The sequence below is a fragment of the Stenotrophomonas sp. YJH_SMC_29 genome (assembly GCF_059371235.1).
The window spans coordinates 14,277-28,179 of sequence record NZ_JCAFUK010000024.1 but is presented as its reverse complement, the minus strand read 5'-3'; the positions used below and the strand labels follow the sequence as shown (position 1 = coordinate 28,179).

Annotated in this window: 11 protein-coding genes; 4 read left to right on the top strand and 7 right to left on the bottom strand. The window is 66.8% G+C overall.

The annotated features are described in order from the left end of the window. Positions 1–386 precede the first annotated feature (386 nt). The 3 genes from AC5P9I_RS19705 to AC5P9I_RS19695 form a co-directional block, all read right to left on the bottom strand. On the bottom strand, positions 387–1,001 hold the full coding sequence (locus tag AC5P9I_RS19705; protein ID WP_049467560.1) for an RluA family pseudouridine synthase: 615 nt from the start codon (positions 999–1,001) through the stop codon (positions 387–389). A 160-nt stretch (positions 1,002–1,161) separates the two neighbouring features. Further along, the gene (locus tag AC5P9I_RS19700) at positions 1,162–2,148 is read right to left on the bottom strand and encodes a malate dehydrogenase (protein WP_495217396.1); all 987 of its coding nucleotides are present in this window, start codon (positions 2,146–2,148) and stop codon (positions 1,162–1,164) included. 118 nt (positions 2,149–2,266) lie between these two features. Next, a complete protein-coding gene (locus AC5P9I_RS19695; protein ID WP_004153629.1) occupies positions 2,267–2,758 on the bottom strand; it encodes a peptidylprolyl isomerase in 492 nt (163 codons plus the stop codon). Positions 2,759–3,030: 272 nt separating this feature from the next. Here AC5P9I_RS19695 and typA point away from each other — a divergent pair, with 272 nt between their 5' ends. From typA to AC5P9I_RS19680, 3 genes are read left to right on the top strand one after another with little or no spacing between them, the layout of a single operon-like run. Further along, positions 3,031–4,878 carry a translational GTPase TypA gene (gene typA, locus AC5P9I_RS19690; protein ID WP_049467556.1) on the top strand — a complete coding sequence of 616 codons (1,848 nt, stop codon included), beginning with the start codon at positions 3,031–3,033 and terminating at the stop codon, positions 4,876–4,878. 11 nt (positions 4,879–4,889) lie between these two features. Further along, entirely contained in the window at positions 4,890–5,357 is a 468-nt protein-coding gene (locus AC5P9I_RS19685) for a DUF2127 domain-containing protein (protein WP_049467554.1), read from the top strand. A 41-nt stretch (positions 5,358–5,398) separates the two neighbouring features. After that, positions 5,399–7,021, top strand: a complete 1,623-nt coding sequence (locus tag AC5P9I_RS19680) for an amidase (protein WP_088476005.1) — start codon at positions 5,399–5,401, stop codon at positions 7,019–7,021. An 83-nt stretch (positions 7,022–7,104) separates the two neighbouring features. Here the strand turns inward: AC5P9I_RS19680 and AC5P9I_RS19675 are convergent, their stop codons facing one another. Together AC5P9I_RS19675 and AC5P9I_RS19670 are read right to left on the bottom strand one after the other, a co-directional pair. Beyond that, positions 7,105–8,232, bottom strand: a complete 1,128-nt coding sequence (locus AC5P9I_RS19675) for a mechanosensitive ion channel family protein (protein WP_176422010.1) — start codon at positions 8,230–8,232, stop codon at positions 7,105–7,107. 642 nt (positions 8,233–8,874) lie between these two features. Continuing rightward, on the bottom strand, positions 8,875–10,266 hold the full coding sequence (locus AC5P9I_RS19670) for a class II 3-deoxy-7-phosphoheptulonate synthase (protein ID WP_088476034.1): 1,392 nt from the start codon (positions 10,264–10,266) through the stop codon (positions 8,875–8,877). A gap of 231 nt (positions 10,267–10,497) precedes the next feature. Here AC5P9I_RS19670 and AC5P9I_RS19665 point away from each other — a divergent pair, with 231 nt between their 5' ends. After that, complete coding sequence (locus AC5P9I_RS19665) at positions 10,498–12,624, top strand: TonB-dependent receptor (RefSeq protein WP_049470443.1); 2,127 nt, start codon at positions 10,498–10,500, stop codon at positions 12,622–12,624. A 63-nt stretch (positions 12,625–12,687) separates the two neighbouring features. On the opposite strand, the gene AC5P9I_RS19660 is transcribed toward AC5P9I_RS19665, so the two are convergent. Together AC5P9I_RS19660 and rplQ are read right to left on the bottom strand one after the other, a co-directional pair. Next, entirely contained in the window at positions 12,688–13,194 is a 507-nt protein-coding gene (locus AC5P9I_RS19660) for a disulfide bond formation protein B (protein ID WP_049470440.1), read from the bottom strand. A 199-nt stretch (positions 13,195–13,393) separates the two neighbouring features. Beyond that, a complete protein-coding gene (gene rplQ, locus AC5P9I_RS19655) occupies positions 13,394–13,777 on the bottom strand; it encodes a 50S ribosomal protein L17 (RefSeq protein ID WP_005408217.1) in 384 nt (127 codons plus the stop codon). Positions 13,778–13,903: the final 126 nt, after the last annotated feature.

The following is a 13,903-nucleotide window of genomic DNA, read 5'->3' as shown; positions in this document are numbered from 1 at the left end:
CCCCGCAACCGGACCCACCCCGCCTTCGACAGACTGCCGCGATCTGTCGGAACTGCGTTCTGCCTTGGTGGGTGTCGACCTTGGTCGACATCCACGCCATGCGTGGATGCATTTCGATTTCAATTCGGAATATTCGATTCCGATTGAGATGCATCCACGCATGGCGTGGATCTACTGGCCGCCGGCCAACTGTCGAAGGCAGGGCACTGTGGGTTTGCGGGGTGTGAGCGGCATGGATGCCGCGACCAAGCCCCCATGGATGGGTTTACGGCGTCCCCGCAGACCCACACTGCCCCGCCATCCCACGGATAGCCCGCTGTTGCTTCTGAGGTTGCCGGCCAGCGGCCGGCACTACCGCGGGTGCAGGGCGCAGCCCTGCCGAACCCCTAGAACGGAGCCGCGGACTCGAACGCGAGCGCCTCGCCCGTCACCGGATGAATGAACCGCAGGCTGCGCGCATGCAGGTGCACGCGTTGCGCCGGGGCGGCGCCGTACAGCACGTCACCGACAATGGGATGGCCGAGGCTGGCCATGTGCAGGCGCAGCTGATGGCTGCGGCCGGTGACCGGCTCCAGCGCCACGCGGGTGCGCTGCGCCCCAGCATCGCGATCCAGTACGCGCCAGCGTGTCAGCGCCGGCTTGCCGCATTCGTGATCGACCCTCTGCTTCGGCCGGTTCGGCCAGTCAACGATCAACGGCAGGTCCACTGCGCCGGCATCACCCTCGAGCAGCCCCTGCACCACCGCTTCATACCGCTTGCCGACCTGGCGCTGCTCGAACTGCATCGACAGTGCTGCCTGCATCGCCTTGCCGCGCGCATGCAGCAGCAGGCCGGACGTCACCTGATCCAGGCGATGCACGGTCAATGCATCCGGGTACAGCGCCTGCAGGCGCGCAACCACGCAGTCCTGGTTCTCGGCACTGCGGCCGGGCACGGACAGCAGTCCGGCCGGCTTCTCGGCCACCAGCAGTGCGTCGTCGATGTAGTGCAGGTGGATCATGCCGTTCCGTATCCGTCCAGACGCAAACGGGGAAGCCGAAGCTTCCCCGTTCTCTGCGTACCGACCAGCGGTCGGTACCTACCCTGAAGGAAAAGTACCGACCAGCGGTCGGTACCGACCTCGATGGAAGACGTACCGGCCGGAGCCGGTACCGCCTGCATCAGCCCAGCAGGTGGGCGACGCCGGCGCGCTCTTCTTCCAGCTCGGCCAGGGTCTTGTCGATGTACTTCTGGCTGAAGTCGTCGATCGGCAGATCCTTGACCAGGGTGTACTTGCCGTTCTCGGTGGTGACCGCGAAGCCGAAGATCACGCCTTCCGGAATGCCGTAGGAACCGTCGGACGGCACGCCCATGGTGACCCACTTGCCGTTGCTGCCCAGCACCCAGTCACGCACGTGGTCGATGGCAGCGTTGGCGGCCGAAGCGGCCGAGGACGAGCCGCGGGCTTCGATGATCGCCGCGCCGCGCTTGCCGACGGTCGGGATGAAGGTGTTGGCGTTCCACTCCTGGTCGTTGATCGCATCGGCGATCGACGCACCATCGGCGGTGGCGAAACGGTAGTCCGGGTACATGGTCGGGCTGTGGTTGCCCCACACGACCAGCTTCTCCATGCCACCGACCGGCTTGCCGAGCTTGGCCGACAGGTGGCTCAGCGCGCGGTTGTGGTCCAGGCGCAGCATGGCGGTGAAGTTCTCCGGCTTCAGGTCCGGGGCCGACTTCATCGCGATGTAGGCATTGGTGTTGGCCGGGTTGCCGACCACCAGCACCTTCACGTCACGGCTGGCGACCTTGTTCAGCGCCGCGCCCTGGGCGGTGAAGATCTTGGCGTTTTCCAGCAGCAGGTCCTTGCGCTCCATGCCCGGGCCGCGCGGACGTGCACCCACCAGCAGGGCGATGTCGGCGTCCTTGAACGCGACTTCAGCGTCGTCGGTGCCGATCATGCCGGCCAGCAGCGGGAAGGCGCAGTCTTCCAGCTCCATCATCACGCCCTTCAGGGCGGCCTGGGCCTTGTCGACCGGCAGTTCCAGCAGCTGCAGGATGACCGGCTGGTCCTTGCCCAGCATTTCGCCGGAGGCGATGCGGAACAGCAGGGCATAACCGATCTGGCCGGCGGCGCCGGTCACGGCAACACGAACGGGTGCTTTCATGGGGGTTTCCTCTTGCTTGCAAGCGTTTGATGGGACGCCGCGGGCGTGGCCATGCAGGCCGGGCGGGCGGCGGGGAACAGGGAAACGGCCACCCGTGGGTGGCCGTTTCGAAGGGGGATCAGGCGGCGAGGTGCTTGTTCCACTCCGCCACGCGCTCGGCCTGGGCGGCCAGCACGGCGTCGACGTCGCCTTCCAGGGTAATCGAATGGATCACGTCGCCCTGCTTGACCGAATCGACGATGGCCTGGCCTTCCAGGACCTTGCCGAAGACGGTGTGGCGGCCGTCCAGCCAATCGGTCTTGATGTGGGTGATGAAGAACTGGCTGCCGTTGGTGTTCGGGCCGGCGTTGGCCATCGACAGCGAGCCGACCTCGTGCTTCACGCCATTCTTCTCGTCTTCGAACTTGTAGCCCGGGCCGCCGGTGCCACGGCCCTGCGGGCAGCCGCCCTGGATCATGAAGTCGGCGATCACGCGGTGGAAGATCAGGCCGTCATAGAAGCCGTGCTTGACCAGGTTCACGAAGTTGGCCACGGTCAGCGGCGCCTTGTCGGCGAACAGCTCGACCTTGATCGGGCCCTGGGTGGTGTCGAAAGTGGCGATGAGGGACATGAAGATCCTTGATGCAAAGGGGAATGCGTCTAGCCCCCTAGTTTACACCTGCCTCGTGGCGGCGGCGGCTTCGACCATCGGTGGAGACGCCGGCTTCAGCCACCGGACGGGCAGCGCCGCCCGCCGTCCTGGCAGCCTCGGCCGGGGCGCTGGACAGCCACCTGAATGGCGCCCGGGACCGGCGTGAAATCCACCTTTTCGCGAATCGTCAAGTTCGACGTATAATGTTGGACTTCTTTTTCCAAATCCGGCGCCGACTGGCCCCCTTTCGTATGTCCATCGAAAATCTTCGCAACATCGCCATCGTCGCCCACGTCGACCATGGCAAGACCACCCTGGTCGACCAGCTGCTGAAGCAGTCCGGCACCCTGTCCGAGCGTACCGTCCTCGCCGAGCGCGTGATGGACAGCAACGACCAGGAAAAGGAACGCGGCATCACCATCCTGGCCAAGAACACGGCCATCACCTGGGAAGACAAGAAGACCGGCATCAAGAACCGGATCAACATCGTCGATACCCCCGGCCACGCCGACTTCGGCGGTGAGGTCGAGCGCGTGCTGTCGATGGTCGACACCGTGCTGATCCTGGTCGATGCGATGGACGGCCCGATGCCGCAGACCCGCTTCGTGACCCAGAAGGCCTTCGCGATGGGCTTCAAGCCGATCGTCGTGGTCAACAAGATCGACCGTCCGGGCGCCCGTCCGGAATGGGTGATCGACCAGGTCTTCGACCTGTTCGACAAGCTCGGCGCCACCAATGAGCAGCTGGACTTCCCGATCGTCTACGCCTCGGCCCTGAACGGCTACGCCGGCCTGGAAGACACCGTGCGCGACGGCGACATGACCCCGCTGTACGAAGCGATCATGCAGCACGCCCCGCGTCCGGAAGTGGACCCGGAAGGCCCGTTCCAGATGCGCATCAGCCAGCTGGACTACAACAACTTCGTGGGCGTGATCGGCATCGGCCGCATCCAGCGCGGCACCCTGAAGAAGAACATGCAGGTCGCCGTCATCGACCGTGAAGGCAAGAAGCGCAACGGCAAGGTCGCCCAGGTGCTGGGCTTCCTGGGCCTGGAGCGCATCGAGCAGGACACCGCCGAAGCCGGTGACATCGTGGCCATCTCCGGCATTCCGGAGCTGACCATCTCCGACACCCTGTGCCACCCGGACACCCCCGAAGCCCTGCCGGCGCTGACCGTCGACGAGCCGACCATCTCGATGACCTTCCAGGTCAACAACTCGCCGTTCGCCGGCAACAAGGACCTGTCCGGTGGCAAGTTCCTGACCAGCCGCCAGATCAAGGACCGCCTGGACCGCGAACAGGTCCACAACGTGGCCCTGAAGGTGGAACAGCTGGAAGACGCCGACAAGTTCCTGGTCTCCGGCCGCGGCGAACTGCACCTGTCGGTGCTGATCGAGAACATGCGCCGTGAAGGTTATGAGCTGGCCGTGTCGCGCCCGGAAGTGATCATCAAGGAAATCGACGGCCAGATGATGGAGCCGATCGAGCAGCTGGTGGTCGACATCGAGGAAGTGCACCAGGGCGGCGTGATGGAAAAGCTCGGCACCCGCAAGGGCCAGCTGAAGAACATGGAGCCGGACGGCAAGGGCCGTGTGCGCCTGGAGTACCAGATCCCGGCCCGTGGCCTGATCGGTTTCCAGAACGAGTTCAAGACCCTGACCCAGGGCTCGGGCCTGCTGTTCCACGTGTTCGACCATTACGGTCCGAAGGAACAGGGCGCGATCGCCAAGCGCATCAACGGCGTGATGATCGCCAATGCGCCGGGCGTCACCCCCGCCTACTCGCTGGGTCCGCTGCAGGAGCGCGGCAAGCTCTTCGCTGCCGAAGGCGACAACGTGTATGAAGGCCAGCTGGTCGGCATCCACTCCAAGGACAACGACCTGACCGTCAACGCGATCAAGACCAAGCCGCTGACCAACATGCGCGCTTCGGGCAAGGACGATGCGATCCAGCTGACCCCGGCGATCAAGTACTCGCTGGAACAGGCGCTGGACTTCATCGAAGACGACGAGCTGGTCGAGATCACCCCGAAGGAGATCCGCCTGCGCAAGAAGTTCCTGACCGAAAGCGACCGCAAGAAGGCTTCGCGCGGCGGCTGAGCCAGCACCCCGTGAACCCGAGCGGCTACAACCCGGATCCGCACCGGCATCCGGGTCTGCACGTCATCGCCCTGCTCGAAGCGAGCAAGGCGATGCTGGCGCTGTTGGCCGCGACCGGGCTGGAAGTGCTCGGACCGCAACCGCTGCGGCACGGCATCATGGTCCTGATCCGGCGTTTCAGCCTGGATCCGGACCATGGCACCCTGCCCTCGCTGCTGCACATGATCAGCCCCGACGCGGTCCATCTGGCCGCGGCGGGGATGATCGGCTACGGCCTGCTGCACCTGGTCGAAGCCTGGGGCCTGTGGCGGGCCAAGGCCTGGGCCTCCTGGCTGGGCTGCCTGACCGCCTCCCTGTACCTGCCTTTCGATATCTTCGCGATCATCCGCCATCCCGGCTGGCCATCGTGGACGATCCTGGCGATCAACCTGATCGTGGTCTACGTCCTCGCCCGCGACCTGCGCAAGCGCCACCGCTGAGCACCGGCTACACTGGGGATTGGAGCCGACCAAGCCGCCCCATGCGCCCGTCCTTGCCGCCTCTGCTGACCTGCCTGCTTGCCGCGCTGCCTGCGCTGCTTTCGGCTGGCTGCAGCCCGGCCGCGTCCAGCGCGCATGCGGCCGAACCCGCGAGCCGCAACGTGCCGTTCCCCTACGCTGAAACCGATGTCGCCGACCTGCAGGCGCAGATGACCGCCGGCGAGCTGGACAGCGCCACCCTGGTCCAGGCCTACCTGCAGCGGATCGCCTCCCTGGATCGCGCCGGGCCCCGCCTGCGCGCGGTGATCGAGCTCAACCCCGATGCCCTGAAGGACGCCGCCGAACGCGACCGCGAGCGCCGTGAGGGACGCCTGCGCGGCCCGCTGCACGGCATCCCGGTGCTGCTGAAGGACAACATCAACGCCGCGCCCATGGCCACCAGCGCCGGCTCGCTGGCCCTGCAGGGCTTCCGCCCGGATGACGCGTACCTGGTACGGCGGCTGCGCGACGCCGGTGCGGTGGTGCTGGGCAAGACCAATCTCAGCGAATGGGCCAATTTCCGCGGCAATGATTCGATTTCCGGCTGGAGCGCGCGCGGCGGCCAGACCCGCAACCCCTATCGCCTGAGCCACTCGCCCTGTGGCTCCAGCAGCGGCAGCGCGGTGGCAGTCGCGTCCAACCTGGCCAGCGTGGCGATCGGCACCGAAACCGACGGCAGTATCGTCTGCCCGGCAGCGATCAACGGCATCGTCGGGCTCAAGCCGACCGTCGGCCTGGTCAGTCGTGACGGCATCATCCCGATTTCCTTCAGCCAGGACACCGCCGGGCCGATGACACGCAGCGTCGCCGACGCCGCCGCTGTGCTGACCGCGATCGCCGGCCGCGATGATGCCGACCCGGCCACGGCGACCATGCCCGGCCGCGCGGTCTACGACTACACCGCGCGGCTGGATCCACAGGGCCTGCGCGGCAAGCGCATCGGCCTGCTGCAGACACCGCTGCTGACGTACCGCGGCATGCCACCGCTGATCGAACAGGCCACCACCGAGCTGCGCCGCGCGGGTGCGGTCGTGGTGCCGGTGACGCTGCCCAACCAGGGCGCCTGGGCCGAGGCCGAGCGCACGCTGCTGCTGTACGAGTTCAAGGCCGGGCTGGAGCGCTACTTCAGCGCCCACCATGCCCCCGTGCGCAGCGTGGCCGACCTGATCGCCTTCAACCAGGCGCACAGCAAGCAGGAACTGGGCCTGTTCGGCCAGGAACTGCTGGTGGAAGCCGAGGCTACCGCTGGCCTGGCCGACCCCGCCTACATCCGCGCACGCAGCGATGCCCGCCGGCTGGCCGGCCCCGAAGGCATCGATGCGGCCCTTGCCGCCCACCGGCTGGACGCGCTGGTGGCCCCCACCACCGGCGTGGCGTGGCCGATCCGCAGCGAAGGCGACGACTTTCCCGGCGAAAGCTACAGCGCCGCCGCCGTGGCCGGCTATCCCAGCCTCAGCGTGCCGATGGGCCAGATCAACGGCCTGCCGGTGGGCCTGCTGTTCATGGGCACCGCCTGGAGCGAGCCGAAGCTGATCGAAATGGCCTACGCCTACGAACAGCGCACCCGCGCGCGGCGTCCTCCGCACTTCGATACCGATGCGCTGATCGACGCCGGCGAGCCGTGAGCTCCGGTAACGCCGCGACATCCTGCTTCCGGTAGTGCCGGCCGCTGGCCGGCAGAACCACGCTCGCCGGCCAGCGACCGGCGCTACCGTTCGGGCTCCAGCTCTACCGGCACGATCGCCGCCTCACCATCTTCAGCACCCGGCGAACGCACATCGGCGGTACGCGCGCGAGGCGCCCGCGGCATGTCCTGCTCGTCCTCGTGCTGCAGCCGCGCACGCACCTGCGGCAGCGACTGCGGATGCTCGCGCGCGAGGAAATCGAGCATGCGTTCGCGGACCAGGCAGCGCAGGTCGAAGGCATCGCCGGAGCTGCGCGCGCTGACCAGCAGGCGGACCTGGATCGCACGCTCGCTGGTCTCGGTCACCTGGGTCACGCAGACCCGGCCGTCCCACAGCGCTTCACCGCGGCAGATGCGCTCCAGCTCGGCACGGATCGCTGCCACCGGGGCACGATAGTCCAGCCACAGGAACGCGGTGCCGAGCAGGTCGGCGCTGCGCCGCGTCCAGTTCTGGAACGGGTTCTCGATGAACCAGGTCAGCGGCACCACCATCCGCCGCTCATCCCAGATGCGCACCACGACATAGCTGCTGCCGATCTCCTCGATGCGGCCCCACTCGCCCTCGACGATCACCACGTCATCCAGCCGGATCGGCTGCGTCACTGCGATCTGCAGGCCGGCGATCAGGTTGCCGAACACCGGCTTGGCGGCGATGCCCGCAACCAGCCCGATCAGCCCCGCCGAGGCCAGCAATGCGGTGCCGATCTTCTGCACCATCGGGAACGTCAGCAGCACCAGCGATGCGCCCAGCACGATGATGCCGCCCATCAGCACGCGGCTGAGTACCCGGGTCTGGGTCTGGATGCGGCGCGCTTCCAGGTTGTCGGAGACATCGATGGGATGGCTGCGCAGGATGGCCCGTTCGCCCGCCGCCACCGCCCGCACCAGCAGCCAGATGAAGCACGCGGTCAGCGCGATATGCAGCACCCGTTGCAGGTTGCCCAGAACGGGATCCTGCAGCGGGGTGGCCTGCAATGCAGGGATCAACAGCAGCAGCGGCCATGCGGTGGCCATCGGCAATCCAAGCACGCGACCGATGCGCGCGCGCCGCCGATCACGCCCTTTCAGCCGATGATAGATCCACAGGATCAGCCAGGCGCCGATGCCACCCACCAGCACCGCCAGACCCAACGGCCATGCATAGGCCTGCATGCGCTCCCAATGCACCCTTGCCACCTCTGCGTGAACACACCAACGGGCAGCGTCGCGCATGGCGCATGAGCGCCGTGTCAGTCGTTCGTAAGCAGGGTGTTGATCGGCAGGGCGTGCAGCCCTGCACCTGCGGCAGTGCCGGCCGCTGGCCGGCAACAGCAACAGCGTGCATTCCGAGGGATGGCGGGGTGGGTCCGGTTGCGGGAGACGCCGTAAACCCATCCATGGGGGCTTGGCCGCGGCATCCATGCCGCGGACACTCCCGCAACCGGACCCACCCCGCCTTCGACAGATTCCCGCGATCTGCAGTAGATCCACGCCGTGCGTGGATGAATCTCCATCGGAATCGAATATTTCGAATTGGAATCCCAAAGCATCCACGCATGGCGTGGATCTACCGTGTCGACCAAGGTCGACACCTACCAACAGCCGCGGGAATCTGTCAAAGGTGGGGCGGTGTCGGAGTGCGGGGTGTCAGCCGCATGGATGCGGCTGCCAAGCTTACAGGGACGTACTTGCAGCGTCCCCGCACTCCGACACCGCCCCGCCATCCCACGGAATGAGTGCTGTTGCCGTTGCTTCGGCCGTTACCGTTGCCGTTGCGTCCGCAGGTGCAGGGCTGCAGGCCCTGCCGCAACCCCCTTACCGCACCTGCTCCTGCTTGCGCACGATCGCCATCGCGATCTCCAGCGACTGCTCGTAGTTCAACCGCGGATCCACCGTCGAACGATATGCGCGCTCCAGGTCACGCTCGGTCAGCTCGCGCGCGCCGCCGGTGCACTCGGTCACGTCCTCGCCGGTCAGCTCCAGGTGCACACCGCCCAGGCGCGTGCCTGCCGCCGCATGCAGATCGAACGACATCTCCACTTCGCCGCGCACGTTGTCGAAGCGGCGCGTCTTGAAGCCATTGGCGGTGCTCTCGGTATTGCCATGCATCGCATCGCACACCCACAGCACGCGGCGACCGTCGCGCTTGACCGCATCCAGCAGCGGCGGCAGCTTCTCGGCAATCTGCGCCGCCCCCATGCGATGGATGAAGCTCAGGCGGCCAGGCTCGTCATGCGGGTTGAGCACATCGATCAGGCGCAGCAGCTGGTCCGGCGACACCGACGGGCCCACCTTGATTGCAATCGGATTGCGCACGCCACGCAGGTACTCCACGTGGGCGCCCTCCAGCGCGGCGGTACGCATGCCGATCCACGGGTAATGCGTGCTCAGGTTCAACCAGCCCTGCTGGCGCGGCACCTGCCGGGTCAGCGCCTGCTCGTAGGGCAGCAGCAATGCTTCATGCGAGGTGTAGAAGTCGATGCGGTTGAGGTTGTGCACGCGGGCCCCGGCCAGGGTTTCCATGAAGTGCACCGCATCACCGATGGACGCCACCATTTTCTGGTATTCGGCGGCCAGCGGCGAATGGCTCACCCATTCCAGGTTCCAGTACTCGGGGTGGTGCAGATCGGCGAACCCCCCATCGATCAGCGCGCGCACAAAGTTCATCGTCATCGCCGAATGCGCGTGCGCCTGCAGCATGCGCTTCGGGTCGGGCAGGCGCGCCGCCTCGGTGAACGCCGGCGCATTGATCACGTCGCCGCGGTAGCTGGGCAGGGTCACGCCGTCGCGGGTTTCGGTATCGGCCGAACGCGGCTTGGCGTACTGGCCAGCGAAGCGGCCGACGCGGATCACCGGCTGGCGCAGCCCATGCACCAGGACCAGGCTCATCTGCAGCAGCACCTTCAGCCGGTTGGAAATCGTGCCGGATTCGCAGTCGCTGAAGTTCTCGGCGCAATCGCCGCCCTGCAGCAGGAACCGCTTGCCTTCCTGGGCCTCGGCCAGCTGCTGCTTCAGTGCCAGGATTTCCCACGACGTGACCAGTGGTGGCAGCCGCTTCAGCTCGTGCAGGGCAGCGTCCAAGGCCACCGGGTCGGGGTAGGTCGGCATCTGCAGCGCGGTCTTGCCACGCCAGCTCTCCGGCGACCAGGCAGCGCCGACGGCGGTCACGGCAGGATCGGGAACAGGCGAAACGGCGGACAGGCTCATTGCAGGTTTCCGGCGGGGGGGAGAAGGCGTTCATGGTCGCAGAGCCGACCGCTGCCGCAAAGGCCCGGCCGCCGCCTGCACATGGCTGAACGCCGGGCAAAGGCTCTCGCGATCAGCCAGAAACCGCATGGCCGGGGGCTCCCGGACAGGCGCATGATTCGCCACGCACTGTTACGAAGTAACAATCGCCCCGCCCTCCCTTCCACAGCTCCCTTCCACAGCCCGCCTGCCATGAAGCCCTCCCTGCTCGCTACCGGCATCACCTTCGCCCTGGCCCTGGCCAGCCTGCCCGCGTTCGCGGCCGCGCCCGACGACGGCAAACCGTCGGTCAAGGACCTGGATACGGTCACCGTCAGTGCCCAGCTCGACCAGGCCCGCAATGCGCTGTCGCCGGACATCGGCAGCAGCCAGTACCAGATCACCGCCGAGGACATCCAGAAGCAGCCGCTGGGCGCCTCTGCGCCGCTGAGCCAGGTGCTGCTGCAGGCCCCGGGCGTGGTCCAGGATTCCTACGGCGGCGTGCACGTGCGCGGCGACCACGCCAATCTGCAGTACCGCATCAACGGCGTCCTGCTGCCCGAGTCGATCTCCGGCTTTGGCCAGACCCTGGATGCCCGCACGATCAAGAGCCTCCGCCTGATGGATGGCGCGCTGCCGGCACAGTTCGGCGAACGCACGGCAGCGGTGGTCGACATCACCACCCGCAGCGGCGCCGAGCTTGGCAATGGCGGCAGCGCCGGGCTGACCGCAGGCGCGTTCGGCAAGATCAATCCCAATGCCTCCTGGTGGGGCAACCAGGGGCGCTGGAGCTGGTTCCTGACCGGCAACTACGACCAGAACGAGGTGGGCCTGGAGAACCCGACCAGCACGCGCAAGCCGCAGCACGACGACACCCACCAGGGCAAGGCCTTCGCCGACCTCACCTACCTGGTCAACGAGAACACGCGCCTGAGCGTGTTCGCCGGCTTTGCCAACAATCGCTTCCAGATCCCGGTCAACCCCGGGCAGACGCCGCAGTTCGGTTACCTCGATACCACCGCCTTCGACTCCAGCCAGCTGGATGAAACCCAGCGCGAGGCCACCCGCTTCGGCATGCTGGTGCTGCAGGGCACGTTGGGCAGCACCGCCTATCAGCTCTCGGCCGGCCAGCGCTACAGCGATGTGGCATTCCATCCGGATGTCATCGGCGACCTGGTGTTCAGTGGCGTCGCCTCACAGGTGCAGCGCAGCAACCGCGCCAACACGCTGCAGGCCGACTTCTCCACCCCGCTGGGCAATGACCACACGCTGCGCTACGGCCTGTACGGCAACTACGAGAATGCGCGCGCCAGCAACAACAGCTGGGTGTTCCCGGTCGATGGCGCCGGCCAGCAATCCAGCACCACGCCACTGCTGATTCCAGACCGCAGCGCCTTCCACGCCAGCACGCTGGCGATGTACGTACAGGACGAGTGGAAGATCGGCGACGACTGGACCGTCAACTACGGCCTGCGCGGCGATCGCTACAAGGCGTTTGGACGCACCGAGGGCCAGCTCAGCCCGCGCGCAGGCGTGGTCTGGAATGCCAGCGACCGTACCACCGTGCATGCGGGCTACGCGCGCTACTTCACGCCGCCGGCCAGTGAGCTGATTGCCAGCAGCGACATCGCGCTGTACGACGGCACCACCAACCAGCAGCCCAGCGGCGGCAACAACACGCCCCTGGCCGAACGCAGCGACTACTACGACATCGGCATCTCGCAGCAGCTGGGCGACCACCTGACCCTGGGCCTGGACGCCTACGACCGCCGCGTTGCGCGCCTGCAGGACGAAGGCCAGTTCGGCGCCGCCTACATCTACTCGACGTTCAACTATCGCCGTGGCCACATCCGTGGGCTGGAGTTCAGCGCCGACTACAGCAACGGCCCGTTCAGCGCCTACTTCAACGCGGCCTACAACAAGGCGATCGGCACCCAGGTCATCACCAGCCAGTACAACCTCGACCCGGACGCACTGGCCTATGTGGCCAACCACTGGATCCACCTCGACCACGACCAGAAACTGACATCTTCGGGCGGCTTCAGCTACGCCTTTGCCGGGCACAACCGGATCGGTGCCAACTACCTGTTCGGCAGCGGCCTGCGCTCGGACCCCGACGGCGTGCCCAACGGCGGCGAACTGCCGTCCTACCTGCAGGTGAACCTCAGCGCCGGGCATGACTTCAACGCCGACAGTGGCCATCCCCTGCACGTGCAACTCGCCCTGATCAACGCACTGGACCGCAGCTACCAGCTGCGTGATGGCGGTGGCGTCGGCGTGTTCGCCCCGCAGTGGGGCCCGCGCCGGGGCGCCTACCTGAGCCTGCAGCAGGACTTCTGAGGACGCCAGGGTGCCTGGAGTCGGATCCCTTTCCGCAGGAAAGGGCTCCGACCCCGCCTTGCTTCAGCGCTTGACCTTGCGCAGCGACGCCACCAGCGCCCACAGCGCCAGCAGCACGAACCACACGCCCGACCACATCGGCATGGTCAGGCCCAGGAACGTCCAGTCGATGTTGCCGCAGTTGCCGGTACCGGTCAGTACCGTGCGGAACACTTCCAGCGGCCCCATGGTCTCGCGCAGGAAGCTCAGCGGCGGGCCACAGGTCGCGCCCATCTCCGGCGGCAGCATCTGCACGTAGACGTGGCGCGCAGCGATGCCCACGCCGACGGCCGCCGCGATGAAGGCCAGCACGCCGTAGGTGGCTCGGCCGGGACGGTTGGACGGCCCGTGCAGCGCACCGATCAGGAACAGCAGGCCCAGCGCGGCAAAAGCCAGGCGCTGGAAGATGCACAGCGGGCACGGCTCCAGGCCCATCTTGAGCTGCAGGAAGATCGCGTAGCCGAGCAGGCCCGCGCAGATCAGGAAGCCCAGGAAGAACTGGGCGCGGAAGGGCCAGCGCAGTGGATTCATCGTCAACGCTCGAATGGATCAAGGCGCCAAGCGTAACCGAGAGCGCGCGCCATTCGAACCGCCACAGGTGACGCCTGTCGGAACGGTGCGGGTCAGATCCCGCGCCCGTGGCACGGGATCCGACCCCGGACCTCCGCTCCGGAAATGCAAAAGCCCGGCAGAGGCCGGGCTTTCGCTGTGTCGCATTGGAGCAGTCCGATTACTCGGCCACTTCCTCGGCCACGACCGGACGGTCAACCAGCTCGACGTAGGCCATCGGTGCGTTGTCGCCGGCGCGGAAACCGCACTTCAGCAGGCGCAGGTAGCCGCCCGGACGGTTCGCGTAGCGCGGGCCCAGGATGGTGAACAGGTTGCCCACGGCTTCGTTGTCGCGCAGGCGGGCGAAGGCCAGACGGCGGTTGGCGACGGAGTCGACCTTGGCCAGGGTGATCAGCGGCTCGGCAACGCGGCGCAGTTCCTTGGCCTTCGGCAGGGTGGTCTTGATCAGCTCGTGCTTGAACAGCGAGGCGGCCATGTTCTTGAACATCGCTTCGCGGTGGGCGCTGGTGCGGCTGAACTTACGGCCAGACTTCTGGTGACGCATGGTGATATTCCTTGGTTAATGATGCGGCTGTGTGGATCGTTGTCGCCATCCTGGCGTTACTGCGCGGACTGCGGTTGGTCCTGGTCACCCGTCCTGGACGACCTGCCCGCGAACCTGCGGTTCGTC

Excerpts from the sequence above, each read along its gene's own strand:
- AC5P9I_RS19700 (WP_495217396.1), bottom strand. The coding sequence starts at position 2,148 with ATGAAAGCACCCGTTCGTGTTGCCGTGACCGGCGCCGCCGGCCAGATC.
- rplQ (WP_005408217.1), bottom strand. The coding sequence starts at position 13,777 with ATGCGTCACCAGAAGTCTGGCCGTAAGTTCAGCCGCACCAGCGCCCAC.
- AC5P9I_RS19705 (WP_049467560.1), bottom strand. The coding sequence starts at position 1,001 with ATGATCCACCTGCACTACATCGACGACGCACTGCTGGTGGCCGAGAAG.
- AC5P9I_RS19695 (WP_004153629.1), bottom strand. The coding sequence starts at position 2,758 with ATGTCCCTCATCGCCACTTTCGACACCACCCAGGGCCCGATCAAGGTC.
- AC5P9I_RS19665 (WP_049470443.1), top strand. The coding sequence starts at position 10,498 with ATGAAGCCCTCCCTGCTCGCTACCGGCATCACCTTCGCCCTGGCCCTG.
- AC5P9I_RS19670 (WP_088476034.1), bottom strand. The coding sequence starts at position 10,266 with ATGAGCCTGTCCGCCGTTTCGCCTGTTCCCGATCCTGCCGTGACCGCC.
- typA (WP_049467556.1), top strand. The coding sequence starts at position 3,031 with ATGTCCATCGAAAATCTTCGCAACATCGCCATCGTCGCCCACGTCGAC.
- AC5P9I_RS19680 (WP_088476005.1), top strand. The coding sequence starts at position 5,399 with ATGCGCCCGTCCTTGCCGCCTCTGCTGACCTGCCTGCTTGCCGCGCTG.
- AC5P9I_RS19675 (WP_176422010.1), bottom strand. The coding sequence starts at position 8,232 with ATGCAGGCCTATGCATGGCCGTTGGGTCTGGCGGTGCTGGTGGGTGGC.
- AC5P9I_RS19660 (WP_049470440.1), bottom strand. The coding sequence starts at position 13,194 with ATGAATCCACTGCGCTGGCCCTTCCGCGCCCAGTTCTTCCTGGGCTTC.